This window comes from Ochrobactrum sp. PL_is483 (assembly GCF_055816855.1).
In genome coordinates, this window is the sequence record NZ_JBVPGS010000034.1 from 280,414 (window position 1) to 302,414 (window position 22,001).

Below are 22,001 nucleotides of genomic sequence, written 5' to 3' on the forward strand. Positions count from 1 at the left end.
TTATTTTTGGCAGGATCACATTGAACGGCATGCTTGCCATTGTTCAATATTAGTGAAACATTCTTCGCTTGGACCCGCTTCGAAAGAGGGTAAACATCCCGTTAATTGCTGCATGTTGTGAACAATGGCCCGCTTCGATCCCTTCAATGCCATCATTGCAAAAGCTGAAAAGCCGCCTGTTCACGCTTCGACTGGGCCGCTTGAGGGCGAGAGGCTCGCCGTAAAAGACATTTATGATGTCGCAGGAATGGTGACCGGATGCGGGAATCCGCAGATTCAAGCCGAATCACCTCGCGCCGAAAGATCGGCTCCGGTGGTGGAAAAGCTTCTCGCCGCCGGGGCGGAATTTGTCGGCAAGGCGCAGACCGACGAACTTGCCTTCTCGCTGATGGGGCAGAATTCGCATTTCCCTTACCCCGTCAATCCGGCAGCGCCGGACCGCGTGACAGGCGGCTCATCGTCCGGTTCGGCGGCGGCTGTGGCAGGCAAGCTCGCCGACATTGCGCTCGGCTCCGACACCGGCGGTTCCATTCGCGCTCCTGCAAGCTTCTGCGGTCTCGTCGGCCTGCGCACCACCCATGGCCGTATCCCGCTCGAAGGCATCATGCCGCTTGCGCCCTCGCTCGATACGATCGGATGGTTTGCGCGCGACATAGAGCTTTACGACCGGGTCGGCGCGATCCTGCTTCGCGACGACGCCGGCGAGTTCCGGCTGACGAAGCTCCTTTTCATGCCGGTTCTGGAACAGCTTCTGCTGGGCGAGGCCGAAACGGATGCCTATCGCGCCATGTTTACCGAAGTGCGCCCGCACTTCGCGAGCCTCAAGGCGGCGAGCCATCCGACGCTTTCGATAGATGAACTCTATCTGGTCTTCCGCCATATTCAGGGCGCGGAAGCCTGGGCGACGCATGGCGGCTGGATTTCTTCGGGTGATCGCAAGCTCGGCCCTGGCGTCGCGGACCGGTTTGCCTTCGGTGCGGAAATCGCCGCTGATCTCGTTGCCAGCCAGCGTGCGCGCCGGGCGCAATTCACGCAGGAACTTGAAAAGATCATCGGGAACGACGCCGTGCTGGCGTTGCCGACCGTACCGGGTGCGGCTCCGCTCGCAAAAGAACCTTTCGAGACCTTGCAGGCCTATCGCGAGCAGGCACTGCGCCTGCTGTGCCTTTCGGTGCTTTCCGGCCTGCCGCAAATCACGTTACCCTTGGGGCAGGTGCAAGGCGCACCTTTCGGCATTTCTTTCATAGGACCACGCGGCAGCGACCGGGCGCTGATCGCACTGGCCAGAAACATTATCGGGAAGCGGGGCTAAACCATGGACACCCTCACACGTATGCGCGCCTTCATCGACGTGGTCGAGGCGGAAGGATTTTCCGCCGCAGCGCGAAAAATCGGGCGTTCCAAGGCACTCCTGTCCAAATATGTGCGCGAATTGGAAGACGAGCTTGGCGCGCGCCTTCTCAACCGCACCACGCGGCAATTCTCGCTGACCGAGGCCGGGCACACCTATTATCACCGCGCGGTCGAAATCATTCGCGAGATCGACGCGCTGCAGGATGCCGTCAGCGAAACCAGTTCCGATGCGCGCGGCCGCATCAAGCTGTCGGCCCCGCGCACTTTTGCCGATGCCGTCATCGGCCAGTCGCTCATCGATTTCTGCCTTGCCCACCCGGAAATCGTGCTCGACGTGCGGCTGGACGACCGTTTTGTCGATCTGGTGGAAGAAGGCTTCGACCTCGCGATCCGCATCACCCGCTTGCAGGATTCTTCCCTCATTGCAAAGAGACTATCGCCGTTCCATTCCGTCCTGTGCGGCGCGCCGGAACTGATTGCGCGCGTCGGCAAGCCAGAACGCCCCGAGGATCTGGCCGACCGGCCCTGCATCATCGACACCAATGCGCGCTCACGCAACAACTGGCATTTCCGCAATACGGACGGTTCGATGATGACGGTTCCCGTCAATGGGCCGATTGAAGTCAACAGTCCCGTCGCCACAAAGAATGCCGCACTCGCAGGCCTTGGCTTCTCCATGCTGCCCGCCTTCATCGCCGAAGAAGAAATCGAGCGCGGCAGGCTGGTTTCCTGTCTGGACGAGTTTATCGTGAAAGATGGCGGCATCTACGCAGTCTATCCGCATCGGCGTTATCTGCCCGCGAAAATCCGCGCGCTCGTGGATTTTCTGACCCAATGGTTCAAGGAACGGGAGTAGAGCGCTCCAGCGCCGCACTTTTGCCGCCTTCAGGCATAAGCGTGGAAAAACTCTAACGGGAAGTTTTATGCCGGTTTCGTCGTCTTGGCTCAAAATCAGCTTCGTTCGGGCTGCCGCAACTGTGTTGCTGGCCGTTCTGCCGACGGCTGCGCTCGCCCACCCGCATGTCTTTGCCGAAGCGCGGCTGGAGCTCTCCATCGCGCCCGACGGTACCGTCGAGAAACTGGCGCATGTCTGGCGCTTCGATGACGTATTCTCCTCAACCGTGCTGATGGAGTTCGACAAGAATGGCGACTTGCAGCTCGACAAAAACGAGTTGATCGACCTCGGCCACGTCATCAACGGGTCGATTGCCGAATTCAAATATTTCCAGACTGTTCTGGACAACGGCAAGGATGTGAAAATGGCAAGGCCGACCGATCTGGCCGCCGACTTCACCGACAATCGCCTGCTCATCATTTTCACCAGCAAGCCTGAAAAGCCGCTGAAGCTCGCAGCCGGGCACAAGGTCAGCTTCGGCGTCTATGACCCGACCTTCTATACCGCCATCGATTACATGAATGACAGCGACCTGATCGTGAAGGGCCTGCCTGCAGGCTGCACGTCCAAGGTCGTCCGTCCCGATCCAGACGAGGCGCTCGCCCAGAACCAGGCGACACTGACCGATGCATTCTTCAACGATCCGGCGGGCACGAACATGTCGAAAATCTTTGCAACCCGTCTTGAGATAGACTGTGAACCGAAAGGAAAGACTGGCGGATGAGAAAACCGGCAGCCTTCGTTCTGGCCCTTTGCCTTACGATGATCGTTGCGCAAGCCTATGCGCAATCCTCGCTCGGTATCGGCGCGAATGAGGTGGCGATGAAGCCGACCGGGCCTTTCGCGCATATCATCCTCTGGATGAACGAGCAGCAGCGCTCCTTCTATCTCGCCATGACCAATGCCTTGAAAGCCATTCGCGAGGACCCATGGCAGGCCTCGGTTCTGGTCGGGCTCTCCTTCGTTTACGGTATTTTTCATGCGGCGGGGCCGGGCCATGGCAAGGCGGTGATCTCGTCCTACATGATCGCCAATGAAACGGCGCTGCGGCGCGGTATCTTCCTGTCGTTCATTTCATCTCTTTTGCAGGCGATCATGGCGATTGCCGTCGTCGGCCTCGCATGGTTCCTGCTGCGTGGCACCGGCATTTCGATGAACCAGACAGCGCGCTACATGGAGATCGCCAGTTTTGCGCTTGTGCTGTTTTTCGGCCTTTGGCTTCTGGCACGCAAGCTGCCGCTGCTTTTCAGAAAGCGCGATGACGCAGGCGCTGCTTCATCGCTTTTCGCCGCCGCACCCGAACCGGCAATCGCTTCCGGCCCGGCATGGCAGGGCACGATTTCGCAAGCCACACGCGCGGCCGCGACCGGCAGCGCGGTCAGGCTGAATTACAAGCCCGCAACCGCTGCTGCATCGGACCACGTCTTCATCGGCGAAGGTGATGTGTGCGCGGCATGCGGCAATGCCCATATTGCCGATCCTTCGACGCTCGGCGACGATTTCAACTGGAAGACGGCCTGGTCGGCGATCTTGTCGGTTGGCCTGCGCCCGTGCTCGGGCGCGCTGATCGTGCTGACATTTGCGCTGTTGAACGGCTTGATGGTTGGCGGCCTGCTTTCGGTCTTCGCGATGGCCTTCGGCACGTTCATCACGGTGGCTGTTCTTGCCACGCTGGCCGTCACCGCCAAGAACACGGCCCTGCGCTTTGCGGGCAGCAAAGCCATGTCGGGCCGGCTGAAGGCGGCAATCGAGGTCGCCGCCGCCCTGTTCATCGCACTGACGGGCGCACTGCTGTTGAGCGCTTCGCTGGTGGGTTAATCCCGCTTCTGCCGCTTCGAGCGCAGCCAGAAAATTGCGAAGAAGCCTAAAACGAAGACAATCGGGAAGATGATCGCCGCGATTTGCGAGCGCTCGCCGAGCGCCAGCATGATGCTGGGCACGAAATAGGCAAGCACCCCGAAGCCGATCAGGATGACGGCGGCGGCAATTGCCGGATTGCTCTTCTTGCGCTCAACCACGGTCACGAAACTCCTCCAGTTTCTTCTTCTGCTGGCCGTCACTATCAAAGTTTTCCGGCGCAAGCCATGCCTGATAGGCTTGTCTCAAGACGGGCCATTCGCTGTCGAGAATGGAAAACCACGCCGTATCGCGGTTTTTGCCCTTGGCCACCATATGCTGGCGGAAAATCCCCTCGAACTGAAACCCGAAACGCTCGGCGGCGCGCTTGGAAGGCCCGTTTTCGTTGTGGCATTTCCATTCGTAGCGGCGGTAGCCAAGCTCATCGAAAATATACTGCATGAAGAGGAACTGCGCTTCCGTGGCGGCTGGTTTGCGCGAAATCTGCGGGCCCCAATAGACGCTGCCGATCTCGATGACGCCATGGACGGGGTCTATGCGCATCAGCGCCTGCCGCCCGGCGACTTTGCCGCTCGCCTTGTCAATGACCGCGAAAAACAGCGGATCGTCGCTTTTGGATGCCTTTTCCAGCCACGGCTCGAATTCTGCACGGGTCGCAGGGGGAAACTCGAACAGCCAGGTAAAGCGCCGGTCCGCATCCTCCACCGAGGAAGCGGCAAACAGTTCTTCGCCATGCTTCTCGGGGTTCAGCGGCTCCAGCCGCGCATAGCGGCCTTCAAGCACTTTGCGTTCCGGCTTTGGACGCGGCGTCCAGTTCTGCAAATCAGTCATGCCAATTCTCCCATTCGACCGGACAGGAGCATAAAAGAAGCGGGACGAAAACCGGATTATTGTTTCCGTGTCATTTTTCCCGAATGGCCGCGCGGTCGACTGAAACGGCCTTCACCAGCGCCACTACCGCGTCACCGGCGCGCAACGCCAATTCGTCCACCGAACGCCGCGTCAGCCGCGCAACCAGATGGCGCCCCCGGAAGTCGAGCGCGACATAGGCGTTGGGGCCGTCATCCATCGTAATGGCCGTGACACTCACCGGCAGCACATTGCGGATACTGATCGCTTCCGGCGCCTTGCGGGCAATCGAAACATCGCGGGCGCGCACGCGCAGCCGCACGTGCATATCCTGTTTCAGCCCCGCATCACTAAGCTGGAACGATGCGCCGCCCAGGTCGATCTCGGCTAGCTTGTAGCGCTCGTCGTAGAACGAAACCGTTCCTTCCAGAAGCACGCCGCCGCCTTCGCCTTCCGCATCGATCAGCGGAAAGACATCTGCCGCCGCACCGCTTGCCGCTACCCGGCCAGCAGATAGCAGCACGATCTGGTCGGCTAACCGCGCCACCTCGTCGATCTCATGGCTCACATAGACAATCGGCACGTGGCTTTCATCGCGAAGACGCTCGATAAAGGGCAGTATTTCCTGCCGCCGCGCATGGTCGAGCGAGGAAAGCGGCTCATCGAGCAGCAAGAGCGCCGGATCGGACAGAAGTGCGCGACCGATGGCGACACGCTGGCGCTCTCCGCCCGAAAGCGTCGATGGCCGCCTGTCGAGAAGATGGCCGATGCCGAGCAACGCCACCACCTCGTCGAAGCTGCGCGTTGCCTGCCTGTGTCCGGCCCAGCGTGCATAGGTCAGGTTGCGCTTCACGCTCATATGCGGGAAAAGCCGCGCGTCCTGAAACACATAGCCGATGCGGCGCTTTTCCGGCGGCAGATCTATGCCTTTTTCGGCATCGAACAGCGTGAAGTCACCGACAGCGATGCGCCCGCTTTGCGGGCGGAGCGTTCCGGCAATCATTTTCAGCAGCGTCGTCTTGCCCGCACCGGAATGGCCGAACAAGGCGGTCACGCCCCAATCGGCGGCGAAATCTGCCTCGACAGGGAACCTGCCGTTGCGGCCCTTGATGGAAACAACAAGCGCGCTCATTTGGTTGCCCCTGCGAGCCTGCGCTGCCACCACTCGGAAAGCACGACGGCAACCACTGAAATGGCGGCGGATATGGCAATGAGCCGAAATGCTTCCGCGTCACCGGATGGGGTCTGCATCAGGGCATAAATGGCGAGTGAAAGGGTCTGCGTTTCGCCCGGAATGTTGGACACGAAGGTGATTGTGGCGCCGAACTCGCCCAGCGCCTTGGCAAAGCCAAGCACCGCGCCCGCCAGCACGCCGGGCAACAAGGGCGGCAGGATGACGGTGAAAAAGGCGGTGAAACGGCTGGCGCCCAGTGTACGCGCCGCTTCCTCAAGCCCGCGATCCAGCCCTTCTATCGAAAGCCTGATCGGGCGGACGAGCAGCGGAAACGCCATCACGCCGGCGGCAAGCGCAGCACCCGTCCAGCGAAAGGAAAACGAAAGGCCGAACCATTCCTGCAAGGGCGCGCCAAGCGCGCCCCGCGCCCCGAACAGGATCAGGAGCAGATAGCCCGTCACCACCGGCGGCAAGACCAGCGGCATGGTGACAATGGCCTGCGCCAGCGACTTGCCCGGAAAATTGAACCGGGCAAGAACCCACGCCACGACAAAGGCAACTGGCAGCGCGACAATGATGGCTATTCCGGCAACCCGGAGCGACAGAGACACGATCTGCCAGACATTGCCTTCCATCATTTATTCTGCGGCCTCCGCAGCGCCGACGAAGCCCTTGTCCTTGATGATCGCCTGACCGGCATCGCTTTCAAGGAATGCAAGAAAAGCCTTGGCGGCATCGGTTTCGTTTTTCGCTACAAGCGCCGCAGGGTAGAGGATCGGTGCATGGCTGTCAGCCGGGAACCGATAGGCTTCGACCAGTTCCGGCGCGGCGGCACGGTCCGAGGCGTAAACGATGGCCGCCTTGACTTCGCCGCGGCTGACATAATGCAGCGCAACGCGCACATTTTCCGCAAAGACTGCATTTTTCTCGACATGCTTCCAGATATCGAGCTTTTCCAGCGCTGCCTTGCCGTATTTGCCGGCCGGGACATTCGACGGGTCACCCATGGCGAAACGACCTGCGCTTAAAAGCTGTTTCGCCTCGCCCTTCGGCGTGTCCTTCTGCGTTGCGACCACCAGCGCATTGCCCGCGATCACCTTGCGCGAAGCCTTGTCGATGGCATCGGCCTTTTCGACATAATCCATCCAGTCGAGATCGGCGGAAATGAAAATCTGCGCCGGAGCGCCTTGCTCGATCTGCTTGGCCAGAACCGACGAAGACGCAAACGACGCAACCACTTCCGTGCCGTCCCTGGCCTTCATCTGCCGGGCGGCCTCCTCGATAACGTCCTTCATGCTGGCGGCGGCAAAAACAGTCACCTTCTCGGCAGCATGAGCGACCGAGAAGGTGCCCGCAGCAACGGTGATGAGAAATGCGGCGATCAGTTTCTTCATGAATATCCTCCATATCGCCTGCAACAGCAGGCAAACCATCATCCGCCGGAAAACCGGCGCCGTTTCTGTTCGAGCATGGGAGATTTCCCTGCCCTGACTTGCGATGATGGGTGTGATGGAGGCAAACGCGACCCGGATGCCGTCAAACCCTTGATGCACGGGCGTCCATGCAAAAGCTGCCCAAAATTGCGCAACGAATTCAGATCGTTCCGCAGCGCTACCATAATGCGGTAAAATCCGTTTGACCAGCCCTATGAGGGGCGTGCGGCATCAGCTGCCGATATGCTTGTGCGCCCCGCGCTTCTCGGCAAGCTTCACCTGCTTCTGGCGCTCCGCATAACGGGCGCGATCTTCCGGCGTGCGCTCGTCATAGCAGCCAGCGCAGGAAACGCCTTCCTCGAAAAACTGCGAAAGCTTATCTTCCGGCGAAATCGGGCGGCGGCAGGCGCGGCAAAGTTCGACGTCGCTCTCAGCAAGGCCGTGGCCAACGGCCACGCGCTCATCGAACACAAAGCACTCGCCATTCCACATGCTTTCTTCACGTGGAACTTCTTCAAGATATTTCAAGATTCCACCCTTGAGATGGAAGACATCCTCGAAGCCAAGCCCCTTGACGAAGGCCGTCGCCTTTTCGCAACGGATACCGCCCGTGCAGAACATGGCGATCTTCTTGCCTTCCAGCTTGTCGCGATTCTGCTCGACCCATTCGGGAAACTCCCGGAATGTCTTGGTCTGCGGATCGATCGCCCCTTCGAACGTCCCGATGGCATATTCATAATCGTTGCGCGTATCGACGACGACCGTGTTTTCATCGGCGATGAGTGCGTTCCAGTCCTGCGGCGCGACATAGGTGCCAACGCTCTTCAGCGGATCGATACCCTCCACGCCCATGGTGACGATCTCGCGCTTCAACCGCACCTTCATGCGATGGAACGGCATTTCGCTCGCATGGGAATATTTGAGTTCCGGCTCCGCCAGACCGGGAATGGCCGTGATGTGCTGAACAAGCTTTTCAATCGCCTGTGCGGTGCCCGCGACCGTCCCGTTGATGCCTTCCGCCGCCAGAAGCAGCGTTCCCTTGATGCCATTGGCGCAGCAAAGCTGTGCCAGCGGCACGCGCAGGCTTTCATATTGCGGCAGCGGCGCAAAGCAATAAAGGGCGGCAACGGTGAAAGGCAAATTGCTCATCGGTTCTGTCTTCTTTGAAAATTCACCTCGCAACTAATCCCCGCAAACGGCGAATTCAAGTCAACTTTATCCTCATGCGTCGAAGTCGCCCCAAAATCGGCCTCGGAGATCAACTTTCGAGGAGCAATAGATGTTCGACAGCCAAACCATTGCAGCCCTGACGACAATGGCAAAAGAGGCGGAGATTGATGCAGCGGCTTTGCTGGCGATTGCGGAAGTGGAGAGCGGCGGTCGCGCGCTTTACAACGTCAATGGCGGCAAGGAACCGGCAATCCGGTTCGAGGGTCATTATTTCGACCGCAGGCTTTCCGGACGCTTGCGCGACTATGCAAGGAGCAACGGCTTGTCAGCCCCGGTTGCGGGAAAGATACGCAATCCGAAATCGCAAGGCGAGCGCTGGCTTCTGCTTGAGCGCGCCATGGGCTTGAACAAGAAGGCAGCATTTGAGTCCACATCCTGGGGGCTCGGTCAGGTCATGGGTGCCCATTGGCAATGGCTTGGTTATCCAACGGTCGAGGATCTCGTCGCGGAAGCACGCGGATCAGTTGCCGGGCAAGCGCGGCTGATGCTGCGCTTCATCGAAAAGGCGGAGCTTCTTGAAGTGCTGAAGGATCGCAACTGGCGGGAATTCGCGCGTCGCTACAACGGTCCGGCCTTTGCCCGCAACCAATATGACAAACGCATGGCCGAAGCCTATCAGCGCTGGCAAAAGCAGCTCGATAATTTTAAAAGAGCCGCGTGAATACAATTCCCTTCAATAGTGGACAAACCGCAGAAGGGAACTTAAATCGATTTATATGGATGGAACATCCTTTAGCCGATATATCGGGTGCTCCATTCATTTGTCCTGAATCCGCGCATTTCACCAACGAGATGCGCTCAACAGCCGAGCAAGCCGATGTCTCAGAAAACCGACCTTCTCGTCCCCATCATGACAGGCCAGCCGGTCATCCCGGTTCTGCTGATCGACAAGGTGGAACATGCTGTTCCGCTGGCGCGCGCGCTTGCCAAGGGTGGATTGCCCGCTATCGAGATCACCTTGCGCACGGCTGCGGCGCTCGATGCCATTCGTGCCGTTGCGGATGAAGTGCCGGAAGCAATCGTCGGTGCCGGAACGATCCTCAATGCCAAACAGTATGAGGATGCGGCGAAGGCGGGTTCGCGCTTCATCGTCAGCCCCGGCGCAACGAAATATATCGTTGCAGCCGCCAATGACAGCGACGTGCCGCTTCTGCCCGCAGCCATCACGCCAAGCGAGATGCTGGCACTGCGCGAAGAAGGCTACACCCATCTGAAATTCTTCCCGGCAGAACAGGCTGGCGGCGCATCGTTCCTGAAGGCATTGTCCTCGCCGCTCGCGGGAACCGTCTTCTGCCCGACCGGCGGCATCAGTCTTGCCAATGCAAAAAATTACCTGTCATTGCCCAACGTTGTCTGCGTCGGCGGTTCCTGGGTTGCACCAAAGGAACTCGTCGAGGCTGGCAACTGGGATGCGATCACGAAGCTTGCAAGCGAAGCAGCCGCTCTCAAAAGCTGAGCAGGACCAGACAGGAATGCAAAAGGGGCCTTCGAGGGCCCCTTTTTGGTTCGTTCTCGCTTGTGCGGCGATCAATTGGTTTCGGTAAACTTCGCCACCGTCAGGAAGGTAACAGCACTTCCGCTGAACTGGTTGGCGCGTTCGCTCGGCAGATTGCCGCGCTGGAAACCTGCCGTGTAGACCATCGCCGGTGCTGAGCGCAGTGCGTCGTTGCGGAGTACCGGATTGGTAACCGGTACGGCGCTCGACACGGATTCCGTCGACATGGCGACTTCCGAAGTCGGCATCGCTGCCGGCTGGACAACCGCACGCGGCTTGGACTGAGCCTTGGCTACCCGGCGCGCGCCCTTCGCCGTGGCGCGAACGCCAGTTTCAGAGGCCTTGCCAATCGCGGCGACCTGTTTGTGGGCAGCAGACGCGGTGGCCCTGGCCGGCGCGGGGCGGGCCACCGAAGCGGTCTGCACTGCTGCCGGTGCCTGCTTTGGTGCAGCGTCGACAACCGGCTTGCTGTCATAATAATCGTCGGAAGGCGGAGCGATCAGTTCGCCGATCTCATCCTTCCTGGAAAGCAGGGCAAGCTGCGTATTGCCACGCGGCGCTTCCTTCGGCAGCGGGAAAGCTGCCGTTTCACCCGGCTGCGGTACGGCCACATTGCCAGCATCGGCGACCTGTGCCGGTTCGTTCTGCTGGCTGTTGACCAGCGCGGCAATCGCGTCCTGACCGCTTGCTGCGGGATTTTCACCCGGGCGCACCGGACGCGCCGACGGGATCACGGCTGCGGCAAGCTGCATATTATCCGCCTCAAGCTGCGGGCGAGCCGATGGGATCGGCACAAAACCGTTCATCAGTGGCGAAGGCGTGCCTGCATCGGCAACCTGTGCCATGTTCGCATCCACGGCAGCAGGCTCGGCTGCGGCGAGCGCAACGGCATCCTGCGGCGCCAATGCTGGCTTGCGGGCCGGGATCGGCACGTTGAGCGCAGCGACCGGAACTTCGGCAGCGGCCTGTGCCTGGGCATCGAGCCCGGTTTCCGGACGTGGCGCCTGCATCGGCACCGGGGCCTCGCGGGCAGGCAGAGCGGCAACCATGGTTTCACGCGGCTGCTGGACCGGCTCTTCCGGAACTGCTGCCGGAGCCTGACGTGCAGGCGCTGCGCGCGCCGGACGCGCCGTCGCCGGTGGAGCGCTTATTTCACCGCCGCTTTCTTCTTCTTCATCGGCACCACCGCCAAACAGCGCGCCGAACAGGCTCTTGCTGCGGCGCGGTGAGGAATTGCTGGCCACCATGACCTCGCCACCGCCAGCCTTGCGCTTTTCAATCATGGCCAATGCCTGCTCATAGCCAGGCAATGGCTTGCCATCGGCGGGCAGGTGAGCGGTTTTGCCGTCCGGGAACAATGCGAGCAGCTCGCGACGGCTCATGCGCGGCCAGGAGCGAACATTGCCGACGTCCATATGGACGAATGGCGAGCCGGAACGCGGATAATAGCCGACGCCACCAATCTGATAGCGCATGCCGATGCCGCGCAGCTTCGCCAGTGGAACGCCGGGAATGTAAAAGTCCATCGCGCGGCCAAGCATATGCTGGCTCTTCTTGGCAACGCCGGTATTGGCTGAACGCGAACGCAGCATGGCGTTGGTGGCTGGCGAACGATAGGCAGAAACGACGGTGATATACTGGCTCGACCCGGAGGAGCGGTAAACCTGCCAGACCAGATCGAACAGGCGTGGGTCCATCTTGGTCGGCTCATTGCGGCGCCAGTCGCGCAGGAAAACGTTCAGCTTCTTCAAGCCCTGCGCATCGAAGCGCCCGTTTCTCTTAAAGACTATTTCCGCTTTTTCGCCGGTATGGACGTAATAAAGCTTGAGGGAACGGGTTTCAGCCGAAGCCTGCGAAGGAGACAGCGCCATGAGAACCGCAGCAGCGGCAAGGGCAGACGGAATGGATACAGACATTTTGATGTTGTCCTTCATTCCAGTCCAAGCCTTCGCAAAGCGCGCTTTAATGGTCGATATGCTGTTCATCGAATCGTATCGCCTTACCGTTTTCCGCCCCCAGAGGCATTCTCCGAGCGTCTTTCGGAACTTTCTTTGCGGTGTCGCAAAAAGCCTGCGTTTCAGTTCCACTCGAGCTTCCGATTGTCGGATTTAATGGTTAACGGACGCTTAGTGAACAACAAATGAGGAAACACCATGGCAAAAAAGCCACACACGTGCATCTATTTTCGCCATGGTTAAAAAATTATTAACAGTCTTTAATTCGCAACAGTACCTGCGAAGGGCGACAGCAAATCTGTTATAAATAACTGAAATTCAATATGTTACGCGCGGCAGGATCATCCGGCCGCGCGGTTGAAAGGGCTGATATCAGCCTCTTCCTCGACACCCATTCCCTTGCCGGAAATCGACGCCACATCGATGCCATATTCCTTCAGCTTCCGGTAAAGCGTGGTTCTTCCAATGCCCAGACGCCGGGCGACTTCGCTGATCTGGCCGTCATAATGAGCGATCGCGAACCGGATCATTTCCTCCTCGGCAGCGGCAAGCGTACGCACCTCGCCTTCCGCGTCGATCCCGCTGAACATGCCCGCCGTGCCGCTCAGGCCCGGATCATGATCGACGAGGCTGAATCGACCGGACTGCTGCGCGGCCCTTGCAGATTCCGTTCCCGCCCCGATCTGGGCGAAATCGGCCGCTGTCAGTTCGCCAGTTTCGCAGAGAAGCACGGCCCGATAAACCGCATTTTTCAGTTCCCGCACATTGCCGGGCCAATGATAAGCCTTCAGCTTTTCCAATGCGTGAGTTGTGATGCCGGTGATGTGCCCCATCCGCTCTTCACTGACATAGCGCATCATGAACTGGTGCAACAGGATCGCAATATCTTCCAGACGATTGCGCAGGGGCGGCATGGCTACGGCAAAGGACCCGAGCAAGTGGTAAAGCCCGGCGTGAAAGCGCCCCATATGGACCAGATCGGCCAGCGGGCGGCTGTTCGAAGCCATGATGCGGGCATTCGAAAGAACGCGCTCGCCTCCGCCGCTGGTTTCGAACTGACCGGATTGCATTGCGGCAAAAAGCTTTATCTGCGTGTGGCGCGGCAGCGCGCCTACTTCATCGAGGAATAGCGTGCCGCCATCGGCTTCCGCGAGCTTTCCGAGGCTGCGAAGGGGATCGCCATCGCGACGGTCGCGCCGTGCGGTTGAAACTCCGAAAAAAACTTCGTCAGCATTGTCCACCGTCAGGGTGCGACAGTCGACTGTCACGAAAGGGCCGCGCCAGCGGACGCTGCCGCTGCAAATGGCGCGGGCCAACGTCTCTTTGCCGCTTCCGGGCTCTCCTTCGATCAAAAGCGGCGCGTCCAGCGCCGAAGCCCGACGCGCCAGAATGGCGACCCGTTCCATTTCCGGGCTTTTGATCGCCATATCGGAAAGTGTCAGATGGGCCTTCAGTGAGGAGCGGGCGCGGCGGATTTCCTGTGTCAGCGCATCGATCTTCAGCACATTGGAAACGGAAACCTGCACGCGCTCGAAGGCGACCGGCTTGGTCACGAAATCGATCGCCCCCATTTTCATAGCCTGGAGAACCGGCTGGAGATCATCGTTCTGGACGAGAACGATCACCGGAACGCTGTTTCCAGCTTCGCGCATGCGCCGCAAAACGGTCAGGCCATCCATATCCGGCATGGATAGATCGAGCAGCATGAGGACAATGTCCTTGCGCTGGCTGACGAAGCTGAGTGCGCTGGCCCCGCCATCCGCCAGGATGGTCCGATAGCCCATGCGCATGACTATCGCTTCCAGATTGCGTCGATGGATCGGATCGTCATCCGCTATGAGTATGCGCGTGGCCATTAACAGTTATCATTACCTATGGAGTTCCCGCGCCCGAAATACTTAAACAGTTTAAATGTCTCATATTCTAGGCGCGTTATTTGGTGCCAAGCCTTCAACGAATGCAAGGTACGAAAATGTGCCTCAGTGTCCCATTTCACAAAATTTGTATCCTGACTTCGCTTTCTGCTTCAACCATCCGCTTATTCGCCAATCTGGTTATTCATCAGCCTGGGCGGACAGGTCATTCACAAATGATCGAAGGCCTTTTCCCACCTCTTGGCGATCATGACAAGACGTGCGAGAAGGAGCGTGACAGAGCGGCTGCGGTTAGCGCTGGATCGTGGAGCCGCTCTATCTCTTTGTTTGTACGCATTATCCGACGAAAAACCGCTTCGCACTTTTTATGGAAATGCTCTTGGAGAATGTTCATGACCCGCTTTTCAGAATCCGTTTCCTTCAACAAGGCTTTGCGTGCGCCTGCCAACGATGCGGCTGTAGCCGAGGCTGATCTCGGCAGTCTTCCGGAATGGAATCTGGCCGATCTTTATCCATCCGCCGACAGCGCGGAGCTGAAAGGCGATATTGAAAAGGCGATAAAGGACGCAGCAGCTTTTGAGGAACGCTGGAAGGGCAAACTCGGCGACGAAGCGGCCAAGGCCAATGGCGGCAATTTTGCCGATGCAATCAAGGAGTTTGAGGCGCTTGACGAGCTCATGGGCCGTATCGGCTCTTTCGCTGGCCTCTATTACTACGGCGACACGACCGACCCGAAGCGCATGAAGCTTTTCGGCGACACGCAGCAAAAGCTGACCGACGCCAGCACGCATCTCATTTTCTTCGGCCTCGAACTGAACCGCATCGACGATGCCGTTCTGGAAAAGGCGATGAACGATAATGCAGCCATCGGCCATTACCGACCATGGCTGACCGATCTGCGCCTGGACAAGCCATACCAGCTCGATGACAAGCTGGAGCAGCTCTTCCACGAGAAGTCGATCACCGGCTATAGCGCCTGGAACCGGCTGTTCGATGAAACCATGTCGGGGCTTCGCTTTGAAATCGATGGCAAGGAACTGAGCATCGAGCCGACGCTGAACATGCTGCAGGATGCCGATGGTGCGGTGCGCAAAAAAGCGTCTGAAGCGCTGGCAAAGACCTTCGCGGCCAATCTGCGCACCTTCACGCTGATCACCAACACGCTTGCCAAGGACAAGGAAATTTCTGATCGCTGGCGCGGTTTTCAGGACATCGCCGACAGCCGCCACCTTGCCAACCGCGTCGAGCGGGATGTGGTGGATGCGCTGGCCAAGGCGGTGGAAGATGCCTATCCGCGCCTTTCGCACCGCTATTACAAGCTGAAAGCCAAATGGCTCGGGCTTGAAAAGCTCGAAAACTGGGATCGCAACGCCCCGCTGCCGGAAACGCCACAAGCGCTGATCCCATGGGACAAGGCACGTGAAACCGTGCTGTCCGCCTATGGCAATTTCGCGCCGGAAATGGCGGAAATCGCCAAGAATTTTTTCGACAAGAACTGGATCGACGCAGCCGTGCGTCCCGGCAAGGCGCCGGGCGCCTTCGCGCACCCGACCGTGCCGTCGGCGCACCCTTATGTGCTGCTCAACTATATGGGCAAGCCGCGCGATGTGATGACGCTGGCGCATGAGCTGGGTCATGGCGTGCATCAGGTTCTGGCGGGCAGTCAGGGCGCGCTGATGGCTTCAACCCCGCTGACGCTCGCTGAAACCGCATCCGTGTTCGGCGAAATGCTGACTTTCCGCTCGCTTCTGGCCGCAACGCAGGACAAGCGTGAGCGCAAGGCCATGCTGGCGCAGAAGGCCGAGGACATGATCAATACGGTCGTGCGCCAGATCGCCTTTTACCAGTTTGAGCGCCGTGTCCACACTGAGCGCCGTGAAGGCGAATTGACCGCGGAACGCATCGGCGAAATCTGGATGGATGTGCAACGCGAGAGCCTTGGCGATGCCGTCAATCTCAATCCGGGTTACGAGACCTTCTGGACCTATATTCCGCATTTCATCCACTCGCCGTTCTATGTCTATGCCTATGCGTTTGGCGACTGTCTGGTGAACTCGCTTTATGCGGTTTACCAGAACTCGGAAAAGGGCTTCCAGCAGAAGTATTTCGACATGCTGAAGGCTGGCGGCACCAAGCACCACAAGGAATTGCTTGCGCCATTCGGCCTTGATGCAACCGATCCGGATTTCTGGGGCAAGGGACTGTCGGTGATCGAAGGCATCATCGATGAACTCGAAGCCATGGAAGACTGAGCAAACCTGTGACCCAGCCGGGTAGCAAACCGCTTATTCTCTTTCGGGACGACAAGGCGGGCCGCGATGTACTTTTTGCGGCTCCCTCAACGATCATTCGCGCCGACACGCCGGATGAATTCGAGCCCGCATGGGATGCGATGCAAGCGGCGCACGAGGCCGGAAAGTGGCTTGCGGGCTATCTTTCTTATGAAGCTGGCTATCTTCTCGAACCCAAGCTCAAACCGCTGCTTCCCGGCGGGCGGCATGCGCCGCTTCTCTGCTTCGGCGTATTCGATGGCCCGTCCGATGAGCGAATGCACGGTCGCAGCGAAGACAATGCCACCTTTCTGCGCAATCCTGTCGCGCAATGGTCGTTCGAAGACTACGCGCCCCGTTTCGAGCGCTTGCACCGGCATTTGCGTGAGGGCGATTGCTATCAGGGCAATCTTACCTTTCCGATCCACGCGGAATGGGACGGCGACCCGCTGGTCCTGTTCAACATGCTTGCGAAGCGTCAGCCGGTTCGCTACGCGACCTATTGCGATCTGGCCGGGCCGATCATCCTGTCGCGATCGCCGGAACTTTTCTTCGAGGTCGATGGCGACGGGTGGATCGAAACGCATCCGATGAAAGGCACCATGCCGCGCGGCGCAACGCCGGAAGAAGACGAACATAACCGTCAGTTTCTGCTGAACGATCCCAAGAATCAGGCTGAAAACCGTATGATCGTCGATCTCTTGCGGAACGATATTTCGCTGGTCAGCGAAGTCGGCTCGCTCGACGTGCCGGAACTCTTTCGCGTCGAAACCTATCCCACCGTCCATCAGATGATCAGCCGCGTGCGGGCCAGGCTGAAAGATAATTTATCGCTGCGGTCGCTTTTTGCCGCCCTTTTCCCGTGCGGCTCGATCACAGGCGCGCCGAAAATCAGCGCCATGGAAATTCTGCGTGAACTGGAGACCGGGCCGCGCGACATCTATTGCGGCTCGCTCGGCTGGATCGAGCCCAGCGGACGCATGCGTTTCAACGTTGCCATCCGTACGATCTCGCTTCTGGATGAAAATCGTGCGATCTTCAATGTCGGGGGCGGTGTGGTCTTCGATTCCACGGCGCAGGCGGAGTATGAGGAATGTCTTCTGAAAGCACGGTTCGCGGCTCCATCCAGTCAGATGGAGCGGAGGTCGTCATGATAGAGCCGGATTACCAACTGATTGAAACCATGCGCTGGGAACCGCTCTCCGGCGTTCTGCGCTTCGACCTGCACATGGCCCGCCTAGAGAAATCTGCCCGTGAACTGGGGTTTTCCTGCAATATGGACGCCGTCCGGCAAAAGATTGCAGAAATCGGAACTGGCGAACAGGCCCTGAAACTGCGGCTGACGCTTGCACCGGACGGTGTTGCGACGGTCTCCAGCACCCCATATGAACCGCTGTCGTGCCAGACAGTGTGGCGGATCGCGATTGCGCGCACGCGTCTCAATCACAACGATCCCCTGCTGCGCCACAAGACGACCAGGCGGCAGGCCTATCTCGCGGCACGGGAGGAGTACTCCCCGGCAGAGGTCAACGAAGTCATTCTGCTCAATGATCGCGGAGAAGTCTGTGAAGGAACCATCACGTCGATATTTCTCGATGTCGGCGGCGCGGCCTGCATGACGCCGGCCCTGTCATGCGGTTTGCTTGACGGCGTGCTGCGCCGTGAATTGCTCAATAACAGCGTGGTGGAAGTGGGTATCGTGACCATGGATACGCTCAAGAATGCGCGCAACATTCTCGTCGGCAATTCGCTGCGCGGCATGATCCGCGCACAGCTGGTCGAGGCTTAAAAAGCTAAAACGCGTTAAACATGTATCGATGTCATGACCTTGTGACGTTTCTTTCTTTCAATGAAGTTGTGTTATCTTTTCCGGGCATCAGCTAAAGCGGGTGATAACCTGACCGCAATTCTGCGGCATCTGAGAGGAAGAAAATGGCGAAAGCGAAATGGCAAGTCTATGGCGAGATAACCGGCCCCGTCATCATGATCGGCTTTGGGTCGATCGGGCGCGGTACCCTGCCGCTGATTGAACGTCATTTCAAATTCGACCAATCACGCATGGTCGTGATCGATCCGAGCGAAGCCAATCGCAAGATTCTTGACGACAAGGGCATTCGCTTCATCAAGGAAGCGATCACCAAGGACAATTACAAGAAGGTTCTCGGCCCTCTCCTGAAAGGAACGGAGGGCCAGCCCTTCGTCGTCAATCTTTCGGTCGACACCGGATCGCTCGACCTGATGCGTTACGCCCGGGAACATGGCGCACTTTATATCGATACGGTAGTGGAACCTTGGCTCGGCTTCTATTTCGATGAAAAAGCCGACAATGCCTCGCGCACCAATTATGCGCTGCGCGAAACGGTGCGCGCTGAAAAGCGCAAGAACCCCGGCGGCACGACCGCCGTTTCTTGCTGCGGCGCAAATCCCGGCATGGTCTCGTGGTTCGTCAAGAAAGCGCTGGTCGACCTCGCGACCGAATTGAAGCTCGATTTCACCGAACCGGCGGCGGATGACCGTCACGGCTGGGCGAAACTGATGAAGAAGGCCGGCGTCAAGGGCATCCACATCGCGGAACGTGATACCCAGCGCGCCAAGGAGCCGAAGCCTTTCAACACTTTCTGGAATACATGGTCCGTCGAGGGCTTCATCGCCGAGGGCCTGCAACCGGCGGAACTTGGCTGGGGAAGCCATGAGAAATGGATGCCCAAGAACGCCCGCAAGCAGAAAAAGGGCAACAAGGCCGCGATTTTCCTTGAACAGCCCGGCGGCAATACCCGCATCCGTACATGGTGCCCGACGCTCGGCGCGCAATACGGCCTGCTTGTCACGCATAATGAAGCGATCTCCATTGCCGACTTTTTCACGCTACGCGACAAGAAGGGCAAGCTCGACTTCCGCCTGACTTGCCACTACGCCTATCACCCGAGCAATGACGCCATTCTGGCGCTTGACGAAATGTTCGGCGCGGGCGGCAAGGCACAGCCGGTGCAGCACGTTCTGGAAGAGCATGAAATTCTGGATGGCAGCGATGAGCTTGGCGTTCTGCTCTATGGCCACGACAAGAACGCCTATTGGTATGGCTCGCAATTGAGCGTCGAGGAAGCGCGCAAGCTCGCGCCCTATCAGAACGCAACCGGCCTGCAAGTCTCCTCGGCTGTTCTAGCGGGCATGGTCTGGGCGTTGGAGAATCCGCGAAGCGGCATCGTCGAGACCGATGAAATGGATTACCGCCGCTGCCTTGAAGTCCAGATGCAGTATCTGGGACCCGTGAACGGTTATTATACCGACTGGACGCCGCTGGAAGGTCGTGGCCACCTGTTCAAGGAAGACCTCGACACCAAGGACCCATGGCAGTTCCGCAATATTCTGGTGCGTTGATCAAACCGGCCCGGTTTCGGCCGGGCCATTCCATAAGGAATATGCGTCTGCACCGCTCTGCCCGCACCATGATGAGGCTGATTGCAAGCCGGTTTCCCGATCTGATGGCTCTGGTCTGCGGCCTGCTCGTTTTACCCTGGATTCTCGGCGTGCCGGGTCACCCGGACAGGTTGGTGGAGCTTGGATGGACAATCGGACTTGTGGCGATTGTCGTCTATCTCGTTCTCTACCAGATAGTGAAATCCCTTGGGTCCAAGGGCTTGTCCAGGAGCAATATTGCGGTCAATCGCTGTCTTCACCGCATCCTTTCCGCGTCGGCGGTCATCGTGACAGTCGTGCTGGCGATATCCGCCATGCTCCTGTTCAGGTCGTGACAGAGAAGTAGAAAGGCCAGGCGCGCCCTTTATCCGGCGCGGCGATCTTGCATCATTGCTAACAAATCGACAGTCCTGACACTTATTCCTCGCAATGAGGACTTGTTTTCGTGCAAGTTTCCATACATCAAACTAATCATCCCGAGCGGTTCCCATCAGCACGGAATCGTTGATACCGCTCTAAATATCTGGTTACGCATTTCAGACGCCAGCTAAGCTACGGTTCTGGCTCGGAATGCTCAATGGAGAGCATGGATATGAAACGCTTCCGCATCATTGCCCCTCTTGCAGTCATGTCGCTGGCGTTGGCGGCGTGCGAAACGACTGGGCCGGTCGGCGGCAATGTTCCGGTCGTCTCCCGCGCGCCGGCTGGCATCGAAGGCAGCTGGGTCGATCCCAATGGCATCGTTTCGTCCTTCAACGGCGGCGTTTTCGAAACCCGCGCCACCGACACGAACGAAAAGCTTGCAGAAGGCAACTATCGTTACCAGTCGCCGCAGCTTGTTGAAATCGACATGCGCTCCATCGTTCGCGGCACCTCGTCGAAGGTGAACTGCGCCCTCGTTTCGCAGTCGCAGCTCAACTGCACGTCGTCGTCGGGCTCGCGCTTCTCCCTGACGCGTCGCGCGGCGGGTTAAGTACCGGATTTTTCGTCTGAACCTCGACGATTTACGGCGCGGGAAACACCCGCGCCGATAGAATTGCGCCAGCGGCAATTGTCAGGATTGTAATTTGTCTTTTTTTCTCTAGTTTTCCGGCTGAACAGGAGTCGGAAGATGAGTGAGATGGACAAAGTGCAGGAGAAGACCAACCAGACAACCAGACCGGAGGCGCAGGGAAAACTGCCGAAAGTCGGTGTTCTGCTTGTCAATCTCGGCACGCCGGATGGCACGAGTTATGGCCCGATGCGCCGCTATCTGGCCGAGTTTCTCTCGGATCGCCGCGTCATCGAATGGCCGCGCCTGATCTGGTATCCGATCCTTTACGGCATCGTTCTGAGTACCCGCCCGAAACGCTCCGGCAGGCTTTACGATCGCATCTGGAATCGCGAGAAAAACGAATCTCCATTGCGCACCTATACCCGCGCGCAAGGAGAGAAACTTGCCAAGGCGCTCGCTGAATATCCCAATGTGGTGGTGGACTGGGCGATGCGTTACGGCCAACCGTCCATTGAAAGCGTCACTGACCGTCTTCTGGAACAGGGTTGCGAGCGGATCGTCATGTTCCCGCTTTACCCGCAATATTCGGCAACGACCACCGCGACGGTGAACGACAAGTTCTTCGAAGCGCTCATGAAGAAGCGTTTCCAGCCGGCGGTGCGCATCGTACCATCCTATGAAGCGGAGCAGGTGTATATCGAGGCGCTGGCTCGTTCCATCGAGAAACATCTCGAAACGCTTTCCTTCAAGCCGGAAGTAATTCTGGCTTCCTATCATGGCATCCCAAAAAGCTATTCCGACAAGGGCGACCCTTACCGCCAGCAATGCCTTGAAACATCACGCTTGCTGCAGGCGAGGCTGGGTCTGGATGACAGCCAGTTTCGTTCCACGTTCCAGTCGCGTTTCGGGCCGGAAGAATGGCTCCAGCCCTATACGGACGAAACGGTCGAGGAACTGGCCAGGCACGGGGTCAAGTCGATGGCTGTTCTCAATCCGGGATTCGTGGCCGACTGCCTGGAAACGGTGGATGAGATCGGCAATGAGGCCGCAGAAGCATTTCTCGAAAATGGTGGCGAGAATTTCAGCCATATTCCCTGTCTCAATGACAGTGAAGACGGCATGAAGGTCATCGAGACGCTGGTGCGTCGCGAATTGCAAGGATGGGTTTAGATTGAAGGGGCAAGGCAATAGGGCAGTAAGGCAGT

General features: G+C 58.6%; 21 protein-coding genes. 13 read left to right on the forward strand and 8 right to left on the reverse strand.

Going from position 1 to position 22,001, the window contains the following annotated elements; all coding sequences use genetic code 11:
* The first annotated feature begins 124 nt into the window (after positions 1-124).
* The 4 genes from AC0TNJ_RS11490 (at position 125) to AC0TNJ_RS11505 (ending at position 4,066) form a co-directional block, all read left to right on the forward strand.
* Positions 125-1,312, forward strand: coding sequence for an amidase (locus AC0TNJ_RS11490; protein WP_473771202.1), 1,188 nt, complete (start codon positions 125-127; stop codon positions 1,310-1,312).
* Positions 1,313-1,315: 3 nt separating this feature from the next.
* Positions 1,316-2,209 carry a LysR family transcriptional regulator gene (locus AC0TNJ_RS11495; protein WP_122000950.1) on the forward strand — a complete coding sequence of 298 codons (894 nt, stop codon included), beginning with the start codon at positions 1,316-1,318 and terminating at the stop codon, positions 2,207-2,209.
* 67 nt (positions 2,210-2,276) lie between these two features.
* The gene (locus AC0TNJ_RS11500) at positions 2,277-2,972 is read left to right on the forward strand and encodes a DUF1007 family protein (RefSeq protein ID WP_473771203.1); all 696 of its coding nucleotides are present in this window, start codon (positions 2,277-2,279) and stop codon (positions 2,970-2,972) included.
* Positions 2,969-4,066 (forward strand): nickel/cobalt transporter, encoded by a 1,098-nt coding sequence (locus AC0TNJ_RS11505; RefSeq protein WP_473771204.1) that lies wholly within the window; start codon positions 2,969-2,971, stop codon positions 4,064-4,066. The genes AC0TNJ_RS11500 and AC0TNJ_RS11505 overlap by 4 nt, the downstream gene beginning before the upstream one ends.
* Here AC0TNJ_RS11505 and AC0TNJ_RS11510 read toward each other — a convergent pair.
* The 6 genes from AC0TNJ_RS11510 to trhO form a co-directional block, all read right to left on the reverse strand.
* Entirely contained in the window at positions 4,063-4,272 is a 210-nt protein-coding gene (locus tag AC0TNJ_RS11510; RefSeq protein ID WP_122000953.1) for a hypothetical protein, read from the reverse strand. The two genes, AC0TNJ_RS11505 and AC0TNJ_RS11510, sit on opposite strands and share 4 nt — an antisense overlap.
* A complete protein-coding gene (locus AC0TNJ_RS11515) occupies positions 4,259-4,936 on the reverse strand; it encodes a GNAT family N-acetyltransferase (protein WP_473771205.1) in 678 nt (225 codons plus the stop codon). The genes AC0TNJ_RS11510 and AC0TNJ_RS11515 overlap by 14 nt, the downstream gene beginning before the upstream one ends.
* A gap of 70 nt (positions 4,937-5,006) precedes the next feature.
* Positions 5,007-6,086, reverse strand: coding sequence for a molybdenum ABC transporter ATP-binding protein (gene modC, locus AC0TNJ_RS11520; RefSeq protein WP_473771206.1), 1,080 nt, complete (start codon positions 6,084-6,086; stop codon positions 5,007-5,009).
* Positions 6,083-6,766, reverse strand: coding sequence for a molybdate ABC transporter permease subunit (gene modB / locus AC0TNJ_RS11525; RefSeq protein ID WP_473771207.1), 684 nt, complete (start codon positions 6,764-6,766; stop codon positions 6,083-6,085). Before modB ends, modC begins: the two co-directional genes overlap by 4 nt.
* Positions 6,767-7,522, reverse strand: coding sequence for a molybdate ABC transporter substrate-binding protein (gene modA / locus AC0TNJ_RS11530; RefSeq protein ID WP_473771208.1), 756 nt, complete (start codon positions 7,520-7,522; stop codon positions 6,767-6,769).
* 270 nt (positions 7,523-7,792) lie between these two features.
* Complete coding sequence (gene trhO / locus AC0TNJ_RS11535) at positions 7,793-8,710, reverse strand: oxygen-dependent tRNA uridine(34) hydroxylase TrhO (RefSeq protein WP_473771209.1); 918 nt, start codon at positions 8,708-8,710, stop codon at positions 7,793-7,795.
* Positions 8,711-8,840: 130 nt separating this feature from the next.
* Here trhO and AC0TNJ_RS11540 point away from each other — a divergent pair, with 130 nt between their 5' ends.
* Both AC0TNJ_RS11540 and AC0TNJ_RS11545 read left to right on the forward strand, forming a co-directional pair.
* On the forward strand, positions 8,841-9,452 hold the full coding sequence (locus AC0TNJ_RS11540) for an N-acetylmuramidase family protein (RefSeq protein WP_473771210.1): 612 nt from the start codon (positions 8,841-8,843) through the stop codon (positions 9,450-9,452).
* Positions 9,453-9,608: 156 nt separating this feature from the next.
* Positions 9,609-10,247, forward strand: a complete 639-nt coding sequence (locus tag AC0TNJ_RS11545; protein WP_473767853.1) for a 2-dehydro-3-deoxy-phosphogluconate aldolase — start codon at positions 9,609-9,611, stop codon at positions 10,245-10,247.
* Between the two features lie 71 nt (positions 10,248-10,318).
* On the opposite strand, the gene AC0TNJ_RS11550 is transcribed toward AC0TNJ_RS11545, so the two are convergent.
* A complete protein-coding gene (locus AC0TNJ_RS11550; RefSeq protein ID WP_473771211.1) occupies positions 10,319-12,271 on the reverse strand; it encodes a peptidoglycan L,D-endopeptidase MepK in 1,953 nt (650 codons plus the stop codon).
* Between the two features lie 311 nt (positions 12,272-12,582).
* Complete coding sequence (locus AC0TNJ_RS11555; protein ID WP_473771212.1) at positions 12,583-14,097, reverse strand: sigma-54-dependent transcriptional regulator; 1,515 nt, start codon at positions 14,095-14,097, stop codon at positions 12,583-12,585.
* 410 nt (positions 14,098-14,507) lie between these two features.
* Between AC0TNJ_RS11555 and AC0TNJ_RS11560 the strand changes: the two genes are divergently transcribed.
* The 7 genes from AC0TNJ_RS11560 (at position 14,508) to hemH (ending at position 21,966) form a co-directional block, all read left to right on the forward strand.
* A complete protein-coding gene (locus tag AC0TNJ_RS11560) occupies positions 14,508-16,367 on the forward strand; it encodes a M3 family oligoendopeptidase (protein WP_473771213.1) in 1,860 nt (619 codons plus the stop codon).
* Between the two features lie 8 nt (positions 16,368-16,375).
* Entirely contained in the window at positions 16,376-17,539 is a 1,164-nt protein-coding gene (locus AC0TNJ_RS11565; protein ID WP_473771214.1) for an aminodeoxychorismate synthase component I, read from the forward strand.
* Complete coding sequence (locus AC0TNJ_RS11570) at positions 17,479-18,174, forward strand: aminotransferase class IV family protein (RefSeq protein ID WP_473771215.1); 696 nt, start codon at positions 17,479-17,481, stop codon at positions 18,172-18,174. The genes AC0TNJ_RS11565 and AC0TNJ_RS11570 overlap by 61 nt, the downstream gene beginning before the upstream one ends.
* 143 nt (positions 18,175-18,317) lie before the next feature.
* A complete protein-coding gene (locus AC0TNJ_RS11575; RefSeq protein WP_122000964.1) occupies positions 18,318-19,763 on the forward strand; it encodes a homospermidine synthase in 1,446 nt (481 codons plus the stop codon).
* A 41-nt stretch (positions 19,764-19,804) separates the two neighbouring features.
* Positions 19,805-20,137 carry a hypothetical protein gene (locus tag AC0TNJ_RS11580; RefSeq protein ID WP_473771216.1) on the forward strand — a complete coding sequence of 111 codons (333 nt, stop codon included), beginning with the start codon at positions 19,805-19,807 and terminating at the stop codon, positions 20,135-20,137.
* A 257-nt stretch (positions 20,138-20,394) separates the two neighbouring features.
* Positions 20,395-20,775: an outer membrane lipoprotein Omp10 gene (gene omp10, locus AC0TNJ_RS11585; RefSeq protein ID WP_122001007.1), complete on the forward strand. Its 381-nt coding sequence runs from the start codon at positions 20,395-20,397 to the stop codon at positions 20,773-20,775.
* A 138-nt stretch (positions 20,776-20,913) separates the two neighbouring features.
* Positions 20,914-21,966: a ferrochelatase gene (gene hemH / locus AC0TNJ_RS11590; RefSeq protein WP_473767860.1), complete on the forward strand. Its 1,053-nt coding sequence runs from the start codon at positions 20,914-20,916 to the stop codon at positions 21,964-21,966.
* Positions 21,967-22,001: the final 35 nt, after the last annotated feature.

Excerpts from the sequence above, each read along its gene's own strand:
- AC0TNJ_RS11490 (WP_473771202.1), top strand. The coding sequence starts at position 125 with ATGGCCCGCTTCGATCCCTTCAATGCCATCATTGCAAAAGCTGAAAAG.
- AC0TNJ_RS11495 (WP_122000950.1), top strand. The coding sequence starts at position 1,316 with ATGGACACCCTCACACGTATGCGCGCCTTCATCGACGTGGTCGAGGCG.
- AC0TNJ_RS11500 (WP_473771203.1), top strand. The coding sequence starts at position 2,277 with ATGCCGGTTTCGTCGTCTTGGCTCAAAATCAGCTTCGTTCGGGCTGCC.
- AC0TNJ_RS11505 (WP_473771204.1), top strand. The coding sequence starts at position 2,969 with ATGAGAAAACCGGCAGCCTTCGTTCTGGCCCTTTGCCTTACGATGATC.
- AC0TNJ_RS11515 (WP_473771205.1), bottom strand. The coding sequence starts at position 4,936 with ATGACTGATTTGCAGAACTGGACGCCGCGTCCAAAGCCGGAACGCAAA.
- modC (WP_473771206.1), bottom strand. The coding sequence starts at position 6,086 with ATGAGCGCGCTTGTTGTTTCCATCAAGGGCCGCAACGGCAGGTTCCCT.
- modB (WP_473771207.1), bottom strand. The coding sequence starts at position 6,766 with ATGATGGAAGGCAATGTCTGGCAGATCGTGTCTCTGTCGCTCCGGGTT.
- modA (WP_473771208.1), bottom strand. The coding sequence starts at position 7,522 with ATGAAGAAACTGATCGCCGCATTTCTCATCACCGTTGCTGCGGGCACC.
- trhO (WP_473771209.1), bottom strand. The coding sequence starts at position 8,710 with ATGAGCAATTTGCCTTTCACCGTTGCCGCCCTTTATTGCTTTGCGCCG.
- AC0TNJ_RS11540 (WP_473771210.1), top strand. The coding sequence starts at position 8,841 with ATGTTCGACAGCCAAACCATTGCAGCCCTGACGACAATGGCAAAAGAG.
- AC0TNJ_RS11545 (WP_473767853.1), top strand. The coding sequence starts at position 9,609 with ATGTCTCAGAAAACCGACCTTCTCGTCCCCATCATGACAGGCCAGCCG.
- AC0TNJ_RS11550 (WP_473771211.1), bottom strand. The coding sequence starts at position 12,271 with ATGAACAGCATATCGACCATTAAAGCGCGCTTTGCGAAGGCTTGGACT.
- AC0TNJ_RS11555 (WP_473771212.1), bottom strand. The coding sequence starts at position 14,097 with ATGGCCACGCGCATACTCATAGCGGATGACGATCCGATCCATCGACGC.
- AC0TNJ_RS11560 (WP_473771213.1), top strand. The coding sequence starts at position 14,508 with ATGACCCGCTTTTCAGAATCCGTTTCCTTCAACAAGGCTTTGCGTGCG.
- AC0TNJ_RS11570 (WP_473771215.1), top strand. The coding sequence starts at position 17,479 with ATGTCTTCTGAAAGCACGGTTCGCGGCTCCATCCAGTCAGATGGAGCG.
- AC0TNJ_RS11575 (WP_122000964.1), top strand. The coding sequence starts at position 18,318 with ATGGCGAAAGCGAAATGGCAAGTCTATGGCGAGATAACCGGCCCCGTC.
- AC0TNJ_RS11580 (WP_473771216.1), top strand. The coding sequence starts at position 19,805 with ATGCGTCTGCACCGCTCTGCCCGCACCATGATGAGGCTGATTGCAAGC.
- omp10 (WP_122001007.1), top strand. The coding sequence starts at position 20,395 with ATGAAACGCTTCCGCATCATTGCCCCTCTTGCAGTCATGTCGCTGGCG.
- hemH (WP_473767860.1), top strand. The coding sequence starts at position 20,914 with ATGAGTGAGATGGACAAAGTGCAGGAGAAGACCAACCAGACAACCAGA.